Annotated in this window: 17 protein-coding genes and 4 pseudogenes; all 21 read left to right on the top strand. The window is 60.2% G+C overall.

Annotated features, from left to right (window positions below):
- Window positions 1-166: 166 nt before the first annotated feature.
- Window positions 167-1,430 (top strand): annotated as a pseudogene (locus ACODNG_RS15475) (phage NrS-1 polymerase family protein).
- A 211-nt stretch (window positions 1,431-1,641) separates the two neighbouring features.
- Window positions 1,642-2,175 carry a DUF7342 family protein gene (locus ACODNG_RS15470; RefSeq protein WP_210113842.1) on the top strand — a complete coding sequence of 178 codons (534 nt, stop codon included), beginning with the start codon at window positions 1,642-1,644 and terminating at the stop codon, window positions 2,173-2,175.
- An 8-nt stretch (window positions 2,176-2,183) separates the two neighbouring features.
- Window positions 2,184-2,618: a hypothetical protein gene (locus ACODNG_RS15465; protein WP_343771684.1), complete on the top strand. Its 435-nt coding sequence runs from the start codon at window positions 2,184-2,186 to the stop codon at window positions 2,616-2,618.
- A 272-nt stretch (window positions 2,619-2,890) separates the two neighbouring features.
- The gene (locus ACODNG_RS15460) at window positions 2,891-3,235 is read left to right on the top strand and encodes a hypothetical protein (RefSeq protein ID WP_006184783.1); all 345 of its coding nucleotides are present in this window, start codon (window positions 2,891-2,893) and stop codon (window positions 3,233-3,235) included.
- Window positions 3,236-3,466: 231 nt separating this feature from the next.
- Complete coding sequence (locus ACODNG_RS15455; RefSeq protein ID WP_122106709.1) at window positions 3,467-3,751, top strand: hypothetical protein; 285 nt, start codon at window positions 3,467-3,469, stop codon at window positions 3,749-3,751.
- Window positions 3,751-4,077: a DUF7558 family protein gene (locus ACODNG_RS15450; protein ID WP_379771274.1), complete on the top strand. Its 327-nt coding sequence runs from the start codon at window positions 3,751-3,753 to the stop codon at window positions 4,075-4,077. Before ACODNG_RS15455 ends, ACODNG_RS15450 begins: the two co-directional genes overlap by 1 nt.
- 71 nt (window positions 4,078-4,148) lie before the next feature.
- Window positions 4,149-4,451: a hypothetical protein gene (locus ACODNG_RS15445; protein ID WP_092893815.1), complete on the top strand. Its 303-nt coding sequence runs from the start codon at window positions 4,149-4,151 to the stop codon at window positions 4,449-4,451.
- Window positions 4,452-4,965, top strand: a pseudogene (locus ACODNG_RS15440) (hypothetical protein). It abuts the gene before it with no gap.
- 31 nt (window positions 4,966-4,996) lie between these two features.
- Window positions 4,997-5,326, top strand: a complete 330-nt coding sequence (locus ACODNG_RS15435; RefSeq protein ID WP_233340858.1) for a hypothetical protein — start codon at window positions 4,997-4,999, stop codon at window positions 5,324-5,326.
- 664 nt (window positions 5,327-5,990) lie between these two features.
- Entirely contained in the window at window positions 5,991-6,857 is an 867-nt protein-coding gene (locus ACODNG_RS15430; RefSeq protein ID WP_434523274.1) for a DNA-binding protein, read from the top strand.
- A 258-nt stretch (window positions 6,858-7,115) separates the two neighbouring features.
- On the top strand, window positions 7,116-7,520 hold the full coding sequence (locus tag ACODNG_RS15425; protein WP_434523273.1) for a hypothetical protein: 405 nt from the start codon (window positions 7,116-7,118) through the stop codon (window positions 7,518-7,520).
- A gap of 594 nt (window positions 7,521-8,114) precedes the next feature.
- A complete protein-coding gene (locus ACODNG_RS15420; RefSeq protein ID WP_434523272.1) occupies window positions 8,115-9,191 on the top strand; it encodes a hypothetical protein in 1,077 nt (358 codons plus the stop codon).
- Window positions 9,192-9,288: 97 nt separating this feature from the next.
- The gene (locus tag ACODNG_RS15415; protein ID WP_434523271.1) at window positions 9,289-9,477 is read left to right on the top strand and encodes a hypothetical protein; all 189 of its coding nucleotides are present in this window, start codon (window positions 9,289-9,291) and stop codon (window positions 9,475-9,477) included.
- A 452-nt stretch (window positions 9,478-9,929) separates the two neighbouring features.
- Window positions 9,930-10,568, top strand: coding sequence for a hypothetical protein (locus ACODNG_RS15410; RefSeq protein WP_434523270.1), 639 nt, complete (start codon window positions 9,930-9,932; stop codon window positions 10,566-10,568).
- Between the two features lie 293 nt (window positions 10,569-10,861).
- A pseudogene (locus tag ACODNG_RS15405) lies at window positions 10,862-11,786 on the top strand (transcription initiation factor IIB).
- 100 nt (window positions 11,787-11,886) lie between these two features.
- The gene (locus ACODNG_RS15400) at window positions 11,887-12,774 is read left to right on the top strand and encodes a hypothetical protein (RefSeq protein WP_210113834.1); all 888 of its coding nucleotides are present in this window, start codon (window positions 11,887-11,889) and stop codon (window positions 12,772-12,774) included.
- A 142-nt stretch (window positions 12,775-12,916) separates the two neighbouring features.
- Window positions 12,917-13,105 (top strand): hypothetical protein, encoded by a 189-nt coding sequence (locus tag ACODNG_RS15395; protein ID WP_233340876.1) that lies wholly within the window; start codon window positions 12,917-12,919, stop codon window positions 13,103-13,105.
- 105 nt (window positions 13,106-13,210) lie between these two features.
- Window positions 13,211-13,591 carry a hypothetical protein gene (locus ACODNG_RS15390; protein WP_210113833.1) on the top strand — a complete coding sequence of 127 codons (381 nt, stop codon included), beginning with the start codon at window positions 13,211-13,213 and terminating at the stop codon, window positions 13,589-13,591.
- Window positions 13,592-13,659: 68 nt separating this feature from the next.
- The gene (locus tag ACODNG_RS15385; RefSeq protein ID WP_210113832.1) at window positions 13,660-14,322 is read left to right on the top strand and encodes a DUF6735 family protein; all 663 of its coding nucleotides are present in this window, start codon (window positions 13,660-13,662) and stop codon (window positions 14,320-14,322) included.
- Between the two features lie 37 nt (window positions 14,323-14,359).
- Window positions 14,360-14,641, top strand: a pseudogene (locus tag ACODNG_RS15380) (hypothetical protein); the annotation flags it as partial.
- 65 nt (window positions 14,642-14,706) lie between these two features.
- Window positions 14,707-15,456 (top strand): helix-turn-helix domain-containing protein, encoded by a 750-nt coding sequence (locus ACODNG_RS15375; protein ID WP_004594502.1) that lies wholly within the window; start codon window positions 14,707-14,709, stop codon window positions 15,454-15,456.
- Window positions 15,457-15,482 lie beyond the last annotated feature (26 nt).

The following is a 15,482-nucleotide window of genomic DNA, read 5'->3' as shown; positions in this document are numbered from 1 at the left end:
ACGTCCAGCGATTTTTAACCTGCTATAGCGGGTGTTCCACCCAACAACCAACTAAGATAGAACGGGGGGTCCCCGTTGGGACCAAGGGATTGGATCGCGACGTACAGCAGAGAGCGTTCTGTGCTGGCTCAGAGCCAGTGAGAGCCATGCGAGGTGCTACGTGAGGATGAGTGACCCTATCGTCAACGAGCCGGAGGCGATTCCGGAGACGTTACGCGAACGCGACCAGTGGGTGTGCTGGCGCGAGGAGGAGCGAGACGGCAAACCGACGAAGATTCCGGTGACGCCAGGGGCTGGGGGGTTCGCGTCAGCAACAGAGTCGGAGACCTGGGCGAGTTTCGAGGCAGCACTCGACTACAGCGAGACAGAGCACGCCGATGGTATTGGGTTCGTGTTTACTGACGACGATCCCATCGTCGGCGTCGATCTGGACGACTGCCGCGACCCGGAAACCGGCGACGTCGACGACGCAGCGCTGGACATCATTGAGCGACTCGACTCCTACACCGAGGTGTCACCGTCCGGTACCGGCTATCACGTCCTGATCACTGGCGCACTCCCCGAGGGGCGGAACCGGCGCGGGAGCGTCGAATTGTACGACACAGCACGCTTTTTCACCGTCACTGGCGACCACGTCGAGTGGACACCAACGCGCGTTGCAGCGCCGGCAGGACGCGCTCACAGCGATTCACCGCGAGTACGTCCAGGACACAGAGCGTGACACAGCCTCCGAGTCCGAACAGCGTGATGGCACTGACGCCCGGTCACCGACGACCGACGCAGCTGACGTCGACGTCGACCTCGAAGACGAGGACCTCCTCGAAAAAGCGCGAAACGCATCGAACGGCGAGAAGTTCGAGCGGCTCTGGAACGGGAATACGGTCGGCTACGACAGTCAGTCCGAGGCCGACATGGCTCTGTGCTGTTTGCTTGCATTCTGGACCGGCGGCGACCAGACGCAGATGGATCACCTGTTCCGCCAGTCGGGACTCCACCGCGAGAAATGGGACGAGGTTCACTACGCTGACGGGTCGACCTACGGCGAGAAGACCATCGAGCGAGCGATTGCGACCACATCGGAGTTCTACAACCCGGACGCCGGCGACGACGCCGCAGATCCCCACGGCACACCTGACGAGGTCACAGCTGGCGGGACACCTGACGAGGCAGACCGGAGTCGTGCATACCTGACGGAGAAAAACCGACTGTTGAGCGAGCGCGTCGACGAGCTCGAAGCAACACTCGAACAGAAGACGGAGCGGATCGAGACTCTCGAAGCAGAGGTCGAGCGGCTCACCGGCGAACTCGCAACCCGTGACCGGGAGACTGCGCAGTCTCACGAGGAAGACTCCGGTACTGCGAGAGAGACCGATGACGATTCAGAATCACCCTCTATGTTGAGTCGATTCTTCGGTGGCCAGTCCGAGTAGTAGCGCCGCATCACCTTCATCCGAGAAGCCCTCCCTCGAGAGTTCTGGTTCCGCGAGATAGAAGTATTAACCAACGTTCTCGCTATATTGCGCTGTTTGTTGGTTAATTACGCTCAATCTCGCCGCAAAATGGGGGCTATCGCAGGATACTGTTGTTCGGGAAACTATTCCTTGAAGTAAGAACTATATCCTTAGACCTGCAATTCTGAGTATGTCCGAGACAGACGCCGCCGATGGGCCACCTCCCTTTGAGGATGCGTTCGCCAGCGACGACGTCGAACAACGCATCTACGGCACCATCCTGCAGACCCGCGAGCCGACGACGGCAAGCGCGATCGCCGACAGCGCCGACTGTGACCCCAAGACCGCCCGAAAGTATCTGGGCTGGTTCGACGATCTCGGCATCGTTACCCGGCACGACGGCCACCCAGCCACCTACGAGCGTAATGACGCGTACTTCGAGTGGCGACGCATCAACCAGCTCGCAGCCGACCATTCTGTCGAGGAACTCCAGGACCGCGTTCGTGAGCTGACGACGCGCATCACCGAGTATGAGGAGGCGTACGACGCCGCGTCACCGGCCGTCGTCGACGCCGTCGCCGCCGCGGAAGCCAGCGACGAACGGACCATCGACGACGTGTACAGCGACCTCGCCGACTGGGCGACCGCCCGCGAGGAGCGTGACCGCTACGAACGCGCACGCCAGCAACGCACGGGTGGCGAGCGCGAACAGGCATCCGGGTAACCCGCTCGATGGTGCCACCGACAGGCGATGGCGGGAGCCCCGCCCCCATCGATCGCCCCATCCTCGAGTTCCTTCAGACACGGCTCCAAGCCACCGGACAAGTCTCCCGAGCGGCCATCACGGATGCAAGTGGCCATCTCGAGCTTCAGGTCGTCTTTGCATCATCGTACTACCCAGCGCCCGTTGACGAAGCAACCCTGACTATTCGCTGGTACACGAACGACGACTTCAAGATCCACTATCGAGAGACTCATTCGGAGCACACCTGGGAATGCCGATGGGATCGGCATCCGAACCCCCACAATACGCGCGACCACTTCCATCCCCCGCCCACCGCCCCGACGCCCGGTGACGATGACTCCTGGCCGACCGATCATCGTGATGTCCTGCGACTCGTCCTCGACGAGATTGAAGACCGGATCGCAGTACTGTGGAACGAATAAGCGACTGCCCCCGCAGTGGCGTTTATCGCGCCGACCAAGGGTGACGGCGCTCAGCGCGATGGGCACCACCAGGAGAGTCGTCGTGGTGTCCAGCCTGGAGTCAGCTGAGTGCAGTCACAGGTGAATCCATGTCTACGTTTAGTAACTCCGAGACAGCGAGTGGATCGCCGTCAGCAAACCACACGAGCCCACCCCGAGAGACCGAGGACACAGAGCCACAGAGATCCTGGCCAGACGATACGAGCAGCGAGGATGGAACACCAACGCTCAGGATGGACCAATGTCCGGAGTGTGGGAACCGTCGCTTCGTCTCAAAACTCCTCGTGTACGAGATCACAGGCTACGACGAGGGCGGCGAGCAAGAGTTCCGCCGCCAGCACGTCCGGGCAGAGTTCGAATACACCTGCAGCGAGTGCCAGACGACACTCCGGACGCTTCCCGCAGATCGCCGCGATTACTACGACGAAGTCGCGGTCCTCGAAACAGAACGGCGGGCAGCCCTCCGTGATCAACTCCGCCAGCTGGGGCAGCGGTGCTGGCGGCGTCTCGCAGCGCGAACGACGTGGCTGGCACTCGGACTCGTAATACTCGTGACCGGCCTCGTGATCGCACTCTAACAGTCCGAAAGAAGAGAGCCTCCCCGCTATCGACTCTTGCAATCCGCCGAAATACGCAGTGTGCCATCGACGGTGGAGAGCTAGCCCATCAGCAGCAGGAGAGGAACGGGTTCGGCGTACGTGCCCGGCAAGAGCAGGGCGCAAACGGCCGGGCGAGCTGGCCGCACGTGATCGTCGTTCGCGCCCGCAAAGGGGCGAGGCGCGCTCGAAGCGCGTCCAGTGAGAGCTTCCATGACTGGACCTGATATCCTCGACGATACGACAGACGACTACGAACGACTCGAAACCGAACTCGTTGCCCAGGACCGGGATGGGGCCCGGGTCTCGACGGCGGACGTCGACGAACGGAGTGCCCGCCGTCTCGTGGGTGATCTCATTGAAGACGATGTGGTGACGCCGGTCCCCGACCAGCGGGTCCTCGTTCACGGGCCGAGTGGCGAGGCCTTCGACTCGATCACCCAGCTCGCCGTGTTCCATCGCGGATGGAGAGCCGCCAGAGACGCGGAGGACAACTGATGCAACAGACGCTTTCCGGGTGTGCGTTCTGCGAGACGCTGCCAGGGTCAGAAATGGGCGAGGCGCATACGTGGGGGCAGGACGAACGGGTCACCCACCCAATCTGTGTCGACTGTGCCATCCAAGAACGGCCGGATCCCGAGGAGCACGATCACCACGCCTGCGACGGGTGTGGGCTCGTCGTTGACACGCTCGCAGCGCTCACCCGGTTCCGTGTGGAACTGGGGCACCTCGAAGGTCCGTTGCAACTGTGCGAGCACTGTAGTCCAGGGGGGCTCGCAACGTACTGGACGCGTGATCTCGAGGAGCATCTCGTAGCCGAGTGACGCTCGACCGAGTGACGCTCACATCGTACACACGAAAACGGCTAAGTGCGTTGGCTCACAATGTACACATTATGAGCACCGATAAGAAGCGCGTGCAGTTTCGGGCCCCCGATCGGCTCATCGACCGGGCCGACGCACTGGCCGCAGTCCTCGGGGAAGACCGAACAGACGTCCTCGTGACCGCGCTTCGAGAGTACCTCCAAGACGCCGCTCACGACGACGCACTCACCCAAGAGATCGCCGCCGCCTATTACGACGACGAGATCACCTTCGAGCAACTCAAGGCACTCGTCGGCGCCGAGGAGGCGGCAAACCTCCGAGTGTTGAAACAGCAGTTGGACGAGGACTTCATCGACGAGGTCGCCGACGCATAGATGTCGCGGCTTATCGCAGACGCCTCCGCCCTCGTGAGTCTCGGGATCGTTACTGACGACGACCCCGATCCACTCGCACTCTGTCTCTCCCGGTACGAGGTCGTCGTCCCAACGGCGGTCATCGATGAACTCCAAGAGATTCGCATCCTACGATGACGTCCATGGACACGCCGCGTCCGCCGTACTCGACCAAGCAGAGTCATTCACGACACAGTCAGTCGATCTCGACGCCGAGTTTCCGCTCGATGACGGTGAGAACGCGGCGGTCACGCTCGCGAACGATCTCGATGCTGCGCTCTTCCTCTGTGACGAGTTCAACCAACTTGGCTTGATCCACGCCTCACTCGCTGATACCCGACTCGTCACGACACCGACACTGCTCTCGGTTCTCGTTCGAACTGAACACCTATCGGCTGCCGATGCGCGGCTGCTCCTCGATGCGATCAGTGACGCCCGTAGCTGGGGCGCGAACAGTTACGTGCAGCGAGCTCGCTCGTTGCTCGAGGAGCCCTGACACCGTGGAGGATACTTCGAAGTGATTTGGAATGCCCGATAACGACGCTCTCTACGACGTTTGTGAACGAACGAAGAATCCCGAGCACGCATCAGTTGACGATGTAGTCGAACTCGTGCTCGAACGCGCACAGCATCCCCGGACGGAGCACCGGGACGCGCATCTCGACGAGATGATGGCTACTGTCGTCGACAGGTACGGCACCGATCCCATCCGCACCGTTATCCATCGCATCCTCGTCGACCACTACCCCTTTCGGACTGCCACGCATGACCTCGAGATGCGTAACGTCGACGGTGTTCGTATCGGGACAGCAGCCGGCCAGTTCCTTACAGAATTGAACGCGCAGCACGACGATTGAAATACAGTTTCTGAAAGCCCTCGGCCGCTCGGCATCCCGCGACCACCCGCTGCGCTCCTCGTGCCTGTGGTGCTTGCGGGGTCGGGGGACGACCGAGACGGCCTCGCCCTTTCTGAGTCCGCCAGGACGGTAGCTGGATCGCCGAGTGTCGCGGCCAGCTGGACAGGTGTGTACGTGACGGCCCGCCCCGCTCGCCGCTGCCGCCCTCCGCGTCGCTCGCGACCGACCATTCCGGGCGTGCGGGCGCTCTCCGCACCGCCCGCGCCCGTTCCGGGCTGAATCGCATGTGCCCTCGGCGCCAGCGGGTATCCCCGTCGGTTGCGCCCCTTGCGGGCTTTCGCGTTCCAGCGCTTGGTGCCGCCTGCGCTGTCGCGCGCCACACCGCGGCGCGCGTTCTCGGCGACAGTCGCTCTGGACACGAACCCGCACATCGGGCCGGACACGAGCGGGCATATCCCGCTGGCCGCTCGCTCCGGGCGGGTCGGCGCGCGGTGCTGGATGGTCGTCCGCCTCGGGCGCGCTCTCGCTCGCGCCCACAGGGCGCTCGCGAAGGCGCGAGCGAGAGCGCGCAGATGGTTCTGTCGGTCGTTGTCTCGAGGAATCCGCGATGTTGGAGCATCGCGGTGTCGGGCGCGTGAGCGCCTTCAGGAACCAGTGAGTTCCAATGTCAAGTAAGAACGTCTCCAGTGAAGTAGTTTCGGTCGATGAACAGGCTTTCGAGAAACACGATGAAGCCGAGGTCGACGAGGACGGATTCGAAGTCGTCGACGAGACCCCGGAGTTCCGGGCGACGGTCGACATGGAAGTGCAGGCGAAAGTCGATTCCAACCACCCAGATGCGCGGGTCGAGGAAGGCCCGGATCACATGTTCGGGAAGACTCTCGAACAGGAGGAGCGCATCGAGGCCCGGGAGGCCGAGCTGGAGCACATCAGTGCCCAGGCGGAACTCAGTCAGCAGGACGGTCGCGAGCAGCGCACGCGGGAGGTCGTCAGCGAGCAGTGTGGCCGTGACGAGCCGGCGCCGGCGGAGCGCACGGATCCCCGAGAGAAGCTGACGCAAGAGGAACTCGCGGCGGTGAACAAGCAGGCGATGCGGATCAGCGACGAAGTGCAGGGCGGCTGGTCGAGAGCAGTCGTCGCGAAGCAGCTGGCCGAGAAGGTGCAGCGCGGCCAGGACGTGACGAAGGCGGTGCTGGAAACCCTCGAAGAACTGAAGGCGGCGCCGGGGGCGATCGTGCCCATCGCGGACGTGCCGGACGTCCCGGTCGGTGAGGTGACGGTCGAAGGCACAGTGAGCGAACTCTGGGATCCCAGTTCCCCAGCAATCGCCCAAGTCGGACTCATCGAAGACGAAACCGGGCGTACGAAATTCACGATCTGGGAGAAGAGCAAGAAGACGGTGGTTCGAGAAGGGCAGACAGTCAGGTTCAGAGCGGTCAAGAAAAACTGGTACCAGGGACGGTGGAGTCTCGCCATCACGGGCTGGAGTCGGATTGAATTCCCAGAGCGCGGCCGCTGGTGGGAAGAGTAGGCGAGCGTAGCGCCGTTCTTTTTTTGGTGTGTGCCGGACCGACCCGGACCCCACCGCCCCACCCTCCGCTCCGTGCTCGCTTCGCTGCGCGCGCAGCCACGACCTTGATCATAAATGGATGGTTCATCGCCAATCCCCCGTCGATTGTCTTTCAGTCGAATTTGGAGTGAATGGCAGTGTTATCTATCTGCACGTGCAGTAGACACAGTGGTGCGGTCGGGCGTAGGTCTTTGTAGGTTAACCCGTATCAACATAGTAATGACAGATAGAGGGTACTTCAACCGGACAGAGTTCGGAAGTGACGGTGAGTGGCAGTCACCGGAAGAAGCAATTCGTGACCGCCACAACCCGGAAATCGCGTATCACCACATCGTGAAACTCGCTGGTTCAATCGACGCCGGACTGGACAATATCCCGGATGAGAAAAAAGCCGAAGCAATCACGTATGCGACGGTTGACCTATTCCGCGCGACCGTACAGTACGTCGAAGAGTTCGGGACGTATATGTACTCAGAAATCAAATCCGACGAGAACTTCATAGAACTCTTGATTCGAACCAGCGCCGGGAATTTAGAACCGTTCTTCGAAAATTGCCGGGCCGGGGAACTTGACGCATACCTCGCTGGGGAAGGCCACGGAGATACAGCTGCGATTCATCGATGAGGTGTTCGGGTATGAACCGATCCAGTCCGGTGACGTGACACTCCACGCAGAGTCCAAGAATGTGGAGACTCTAGACGATGAAACCCTTAACACGTTAATTCAGAATTCAGAAGCGTTCATCGAATCTGAACTTCAAGCGATAGCGACGTACTATTTGAACGTCCGGGAAGCGTATAACGCTGTGAAGCACGGGAACCGCGTCATGGTGAATGACACGTCCGTCTTCGCAATCGGCAGCCCGAGCACGGCAGCGACACGTCCACGTTCGACACAGCCAGTCTGAGGTCTGCCACTGGCAGTGACGATGGAAATAATGAGGGCAATGCCGAGTGTGGTAGTGCCAGTACGGTCGACACGGATCCAACGAGTAATTCAGAACATGACGGGGACGCTGACGGTGAGAGGGAAGATCCCGGAGAGAATGATTCGGCGATTGCGCCAGTAAACGTCTCCGTTGACGACCCGTACATCTCATTTCTCTGCAAAACCACCGGCGATGAAGGCGGTGACCCGTACATCCTCACCGTCCCAGCATCATTTCTAGAACGCTGGTCACTCGATATTGCCGATCGTGTCCACCGACTCTACCAGCACGTGTACGAATCAACAACTAGCAGCACTGGTGAAGGAACACCACCCGAGTTTTACAAGCATCCGGACGAGCAACGATCAAACGACGACGAGTACTACTTAATCCAGAACCCGGACAGTACCGTCATTATTCCGAGCGACGCGGTCCCAGACACGATCCGAGAGTTCGAATTAGAAGACGGAGCGACCGTCGAACTCGTGTGCTCAGTTTCCCACTCCAGTGGCACCGTAAAATTCGATTTCGCTCTCGCTGCAGAACCAACCGAGGATCACCCGATCCGTGTCACCGGGGAATTGGAAACAATCGACCGCGTATTCCGTGAGCTCGGGACCGGTCACTTCCACTTCAGCGTTGAACCGGAACTTCTGAGCGTCGGGCAGTACCTTGACTTACTCGAAATCCGCGAATCTGACGGGTTCACAGAAATCGAAGTTGATCCACCGGGGCCGGACAACGTGGAAACCGGAACAGTCGACACGCCGTTCGAAGGGATCCAAGTCCCTGAACCGACTGACCGAGAGTTCATCGAATACATTCATAGAATCGAAAAAGCCACGCAGACTCGTATCCCATTCCCCCCGTTGTACACAGACGAGCATTACCACCTCTACGAAGAGTACCAAGACGTGAATTTGGACAGGAACACAGCCGAGGAATTCTTAGCCGAATTACACGGTATCGGTGAAGAAACCGGGCACATGCAAGTTGTCGTGAGAAACTGGGCAGCACCGTTACAAAACATCAGAGGAAACGCTAACCGAGACCCGGAGCAAGAAGAACGGTTACTGCTCTCCGGAGCACGCCTCGAACTTGATGTGGACGGAGTCGAACAACGGCGAGGTGATGACGGTGAAACGTGGGAGTTCGCACCAGCCCCCTCCACGTTTACCGTGGATGAAGCAATCGAAGCAATCGAATCCGACGGGATTGACGGTGTTACCGAACTCCGCGATCCGGAATTAGATTCGAGTGAGGCTTCGTCGTGGATCGGTGTGAAAATTCAGTTCGGAGAACGAGAGCCGTGGGGGGCGTTCGACGGGATTAACGTCGGGTTCTTTACCGAACCACAGAACGGGTAACACTGCCAGTATGAGTCCGAAGACAGGTACGTTCTTCCAAGAGTGGTGACGCGTATATTTACAGCGATACAGGCCTCAGATCCGGTAGATACGTTGGATGTTCACCGACGCAATCGACGAGCGAACGATTGACATCGCCGAGCACGACTATTTCGACACGGTGCGCGTTGTCCTCACGGAAGACGGGCGTATAACCGGTGCAGTCACGGACACAGCCGGGGGAGAGCGTGGGATGGAGTTGTTCCTACAGCACCGAGCAGACGGGACAGACTTGGAAATCGGATGATCGAACCGGAACCGACCAACAGACCGGTGGCCGAATCGAAATCACGGATGGGTTCATCACACCAAATATCCCCGACCAGCACCACGAGCAGGATGATGAGATAGGATTCCGAGCCGGGACTGTTACGACGACGACCGCACCGGACGACGAAGCGATCGTTGGAAGTTCCGTGACAATCCGGTTCGATATGCTAAATTTCGATCCGCCGAGTCGGATATTTGCCGCGTAGTAACGACACTCCGCTACTCGAACGTGATAGGTTCGAAGTATACGGAGCTGAACTCCCGGATACTGAAGACCGGATCGGGAAAATTAAAGAATGGCATCGACAGCTCCGCACTGGGACGTTGACGATCACGCAGGAAGTCAACGGTTCGCCAGTACACCAAGTCAATCACGCGGCCTGTACAATCGAACCGATTGCGTGGTTACTCGGATTCACGCAAGGTACCATGCCAGCCCCAATCCGAGCAACTATTACAGCTATCGACGGCGAGGAACCAGCATGGCAATTCGAGAAATGGTTCTCAACGTGGCGGGCTGACATGGGCTCGGCATTCACTGGGCGGAATATTGTACGGGCGAACGATCCGTTCGTGTTCCTCGACCACGGATATGACCGGTTCGTAGGCCGCGTAGAAGAGTACAAGTACCGTGAGTGCCTGTCGTGGTACTTCGATGCGTTACTCCAGGAACGGACAGTAAATGCGAAGACCGCATCAATCGCGTCTGCTATCGAAACGCTCGCCCGGCGGTACGCTGCCTTCGACGAAGATGTTGAGGGTGACACTGATGCGGTGATTGCGAATCTAGCAGACGAGCTCGGTGTCCCGGTGGATGACCTCGCATCATTCTCAACCGGATTCGATGAGTCAACGGAGTGGAATAACGCGTATTTTTACGTCGGAACACGGAACGCTGTTGTGGATAATGACCGCGTGAACGTCCCGTTCGACGACCTGTTCACTGATTTCGAGGCAGCGCTCACGATGTTTCGGCGCCTCATTTTCCACGAATTCACACCGCCAGGTGAACGTGACCGTTACACTGAGTTGAACAACCTCGAACCGCGTGATAATAGGTTCGAGTAACAGTCTCAACTAGGATATTCGGAGCTAGTAGACGTGGGGGGTGTCACAGCACCTGAGGAATCGAATGGCTAAATGGCTATTTTTTGGATGATCTCGGATTCACCCTGAGTCGTTCTAATACTGTCCAAAAAATGTCGTATATAGTACGTGCAATTGATTGTAGAGAGACAAGGCGGTGCGATTCAATCAGCTCAACTCTCGGCGTAGATCCTTCGGCCTTGTGAGAGTCTATTATCCCCTCAATGGGTGAGGGGCTCGCTGTACTGGCGAGTATCCTGAACACGGTGAGAACGATGGCAATCAGAGACATCTACGAAACTGACTTCGACGAGGACGTCCAGACGGAGTCGAACCCTAACCAATGTCCCGAGTGCGACGGCCGGGTCACCACCAACACAGTCGAAACCGTCTGCGAGGACTGTGGCCTTGTCATCGACGAGCAGCGGATCGACCACGGGCCAGAGTGGCGGGCGTTCGACGACGAACGGGAGCGCACGGGCGCTCCGTTGACGGCGGCACGACACGATCGAGGGTTGTCGACGGAGATCGGCCGCGGGACCGATGCGAACGGGAACAGCCTCTCCGAGCAGAAGCGACGCCGACTGTTCCGGATGCGGCGTGAACAGACCCGTGGGCGGTTTCAGTCGAAAGCTGAACGCAACCTCGCACACGGGCTTAGTGAAGTCCGCCGGATCAGTAGTGCGCTCGAACTATCCGAGACGATCCGTGACCAGGCCTGCCAGCTATTCCGCAGCGCTCAGAACGAGGATCTCCTGCAGGGCCGCTCAATCGAGGCGATGGCCGCCGCGAGTGTCTACGGAGCGTGTCGGTGCAACGGGCGGCCGCGAACGCTCGACGACATCACCGAGTCGGCGCGCGTCGAGCAATCGCGGGTGACGAACGCATACACGACGCTGAATACGGAACTCGGCCTGCCAGCCCAGCCCGTGACGCCGAGTGCGTTCGTTCCGCAGTTGGCCTCGGAGCTCGACGTCTCCGATCAGATCCGGCAGCGGGCTCGGCAGTTGGCGGAAGCATCCGAATCGACCGGAGCAACAACGGGGGTTCGGCCATCCGGATTCGCTGGCAGCCTGTCTGTACAAGGCCGGACGCGAAGACGGAATGTGGCTCACCCAGTCAGACGTCGCTGACGTTGCGAACGTCTCGGTGGTCACCGTGCGGACCCACCGCGATGCGCTGGACGAACTGGCTGTCTAACGCCCACACTGCTGATTTTCGGTTGTATGTCTGTAGGCTGATTGATGTGAGAGCCATTATTTAAACCCGAAGACGAAGCATGATACGGCCAGATCACTCTATGACCGACCAGTACGCCGACTACGAAGCCCTCCGACCGCTCGGCGAAGCGACCCACGTTCCCGACGACCAACTCGCCAGTAGTAGTGGTGAGCTCCGGCGGCAACGCTCTGGTGGCGTCGACGCAGGCTATCCAGACGACCCGACAGCAGCTGCGACCGAGTGCGATTCCTGTGGAGCGTCGATCCCCGCTGGCCAGTCGAAGTGCCGGTTCTGTCTCACGAACCATCTCGAAGCAGCCGACGAGCAGGGCACGTCGAATGCCGAACGGACTCTCCTCCACGTCATCCAGCTGCTCGTTGAGGCGTCGACGTTCTACGGCGCCGTCGCGAAGGGATCTGCTGCGGCCACCCTCCTCGCGAGGGCAGATGATGACCCAGTAGTCGATGACTGCAAGCTAATCTATGATCTCGACGAAGAACCGGCCCCACAGCTTGTCGATCAGTGGCCCTCGCTCCCCTCGGCGACACGGGTCACGTCTGAATGTGGTAATCAGCTGCTCGCGGCTGCTCGTGAGCGGACGGCGTGGACAGAGACGACGCAGTCCTGTCACGACGGCGAGCACACGACGTTCCTCTACGAGGAAACCGGGAGTGGGGTTCACTCCGAAGATCGTCTTGCAAGCCTACGTGAGGACGCAGACGACGACCTCTGGCTGGTGCCGGCGATTGCGCTCCAGGAATCCGTTGGCAAGACCGATACCGAACAGCCACGACGCGAGCGCCCAAACAGAACTCACCTCGAGTGTCGGGAGTGTGATCGGGAGACTAAGCATCGATTTCGCGAATTCGAGGCTATCCCCGACGACGAGTGGACCGGGCAGCCCATGTGGGAGTGTCAGCGGTGCGGGACACCTCGCTATGGGCCCGAACCCGAAGCCGGTCAATAGAGACGGTGACAGTTTAACCAACTAATCCCGATATCGATTCGTCCTGTTGGTTAATTGGAGGCTAGTTCGAGATCACTCCCGGACCGCCCCGCTGACTGCCCGCCGGTGTTTTTTCGCGCCGTAAATTGGCGGAGGCGCACACATGGACCCACGAGACACCCCAGGCTATCGACTCCACCGCGCGCTTAGCAGCCTCTCCAGTATCGACGCCGACCAATTGGGGCCCGCTGATCGAGAGCGAATTAGCACCGCGACGACGCTCCTCGAGCAGGTGGATGTTCTCACCCAACCGAATACGACGAGGGACGGTGACGCTAAAGAAGAATCCTGACAGCACGACGCGTCGGCAACGCAGTATCCTGTGGCCGTCACAGCGTGAGCGGTTGTTCGCCCCCTTGAAGGGGTGCGGGCGCGAGACCGCTCCCGAGAACAACCCATGGCAACACTCCAAGCCGCAACGACATCGACCGGCGCGCTCGTATCGGATCCACAGGCAGTCCGCGAACTCTGTGAGAACCACTGCTTCGGGACGCTCAACTGGGAGGTGGACGACGACGGCGAACTGATCATCTGGGGCTACGACAGCTTCGACGTGTACGAGGCTCGTGAGAACGGGCTTCCTGACTACGACGGTGGCATCGTCACCCACGAGTTCCTCCGGTCGCTCGCAGAATATCTCGAACCGGACGAAGAATTCGACATCCAGACAGCCGGATTTACTAAGTGCCGCTTTCCCGTGCTGGCCAAACGGTACATCATCCGCGACGGTGAGGTCCTGTACGCGGACCTCAGTTTCCCCGACCCGATCGACGAGTAGCGTTGTTCGTCCCCCGGGAGGGGTGCGGGGCGATCCAGTCGTTGGTCGTCCTCCGAGGTGATTGTTCAATGGGCCACCGCGCACTCGTTGCGTACGAACGAACTGACGGACAGTACACGCTCCACTACTCTCATTGGGGTGCAGCGAATCTCAAGCTCAAGCACCGAATATCGGCTGAAACACCGTTCGGTGGCGACGACACCGACTCGAAGTGGGCGAAACAGCTGCTGGCGGAACTGGCCGATGGCCTCGAGGTAGATGCCGTCGATGGCTACCTCGCCGGTGAAGATCGCCCGTCGACGGTCGTCGAGCCGAAGCCCTGCGCCACCGGGCTTACCCTCGACGAGATCGTCGCGGACCATCTCGACTATCTCCACCACGAGGCGTTCTTCGTGGTGTCGACGACATTCGAGGTAGCCGCCTACCGGACACTATGGTTCGGCCTCCAGTACGACTCGGAGACAGTCGAACAGGGAGAGACGGTCGGGAACGGCGCGCTCGCGACGGTGCGCTGGTACGACGGCGAGCCGGTCGGCGACGGCCACCTGCAGGGACAGTTCGCGGCCCTCAAAGACGTCGTCGGCGATATGCTCGACAAGGGTGTGTTCACCCAGTCGACCGCTCGCCAGTACCTCACACAGAAGCTCGGCGAGTGGGTCGGCGAGCGCCAGGAACTGCGCATCCCTGGTGGTGAATCACCGTCGAAAACTGCGTCAGTCGACCGATTATAACGCCAATCCCTTTCTGAGTCCCCACGAACGTCTGGATATGTCAGATCGGGCTGATGACGAGGTGCGAGTATGGCTCGTCGAACGTACCTACTCCGATGATGAACAGAACCTAATCATCCTCACCTACGCGACACCCGACGGCAAACAGTATTATCGGAAAGAGCGGGCACTCACGTCCTTCACCGATATTCGAGATACGACAGCGGCAGTCGATGCGGGGCCCGGCAATCTCGGCACGGTTGATGACCCCGATCTCCAGGACCAATACGCGGCCGAAGCGCAGCGAATGCAGGAGGTCCACGACCCGAACGACGTGATCTCGATGCTCACCAGTAGACGTAGTCCCGTGCCATTGGTTATGTCGGAGGAGGCCGTAGACGGGGTATGCGCGAACTCGTCTTCGCCCTCGAATACGAGCCGGGGTGCAATAGGGTGGCGGATGCCCTTGCCGACTACCCCGACGCCCGTGTCCGCTCGCTTTCGTTGCACGCGACTGCCGACCAACTTTGGCGAGTCGACCATGCCACCGGCACTCCGGACGCACTCGACGCCATCGAGGACGCGTTTCGAAACAGCGACTACTACGCCGACTGTCTCGCCACCGAGGACTGCGGCGCCACCCAGACCACCCGCGTCCTTGACCGCACGGACGACACGCTCGTCCTCTACTCCGACTGGGAGCGAACCCCCACCTGCGCCTCGGTTCCCCACATCGCCCGCGACCATCTCGGGGACGGCGTGCTGTTCGAGACCCGTCATGAGGGCCGCCACTACACGTGGCGACTCATCCACTCGGGCGACGGCGACGTGGCGGCATTCTTCGACTCCCTCGAGGTTGCCGTCGAAGAATGCGCTCAGATGGAGATGCTCCGCACCGCGGACACGACGACAGCAGCTGGAGGAAGCGACGAAACACCGAGCGGATTACCCCCGGCGCAGGAAGCCGCCCTCCAAGCCGCCGTCGAACACGGCTACTACGAGTCGCCCCGCGAGGTCGATGTCGGCGAGTTGGCCGAGCATCTCGACGTGCCTCGGTCAACACTTACCTACCGGCTCCGTCGGGCGGAAGAACATTTGGCGAAGCAACACGTCGCCGGCGAGCGGGTAGCGGAAGAACGGCTGGCATCGCACTGACACCGCGGTTGGAATATTCCAACAAA

The organism is Halorubrum sp. AS12, assembly GCF_051122765.1.
Taxonomy (GTDB): domain Archaea; phylum Halobacteriota; class Halobacteria; order Halobacteriales; family Haloferacaceae; genus Halorubrum; species Halorubrum trapanicum.
Note: the sequence above shows the minus strand (reverse complement) of the source record. Positions and strands in the feature narration are given on the sequence as shown.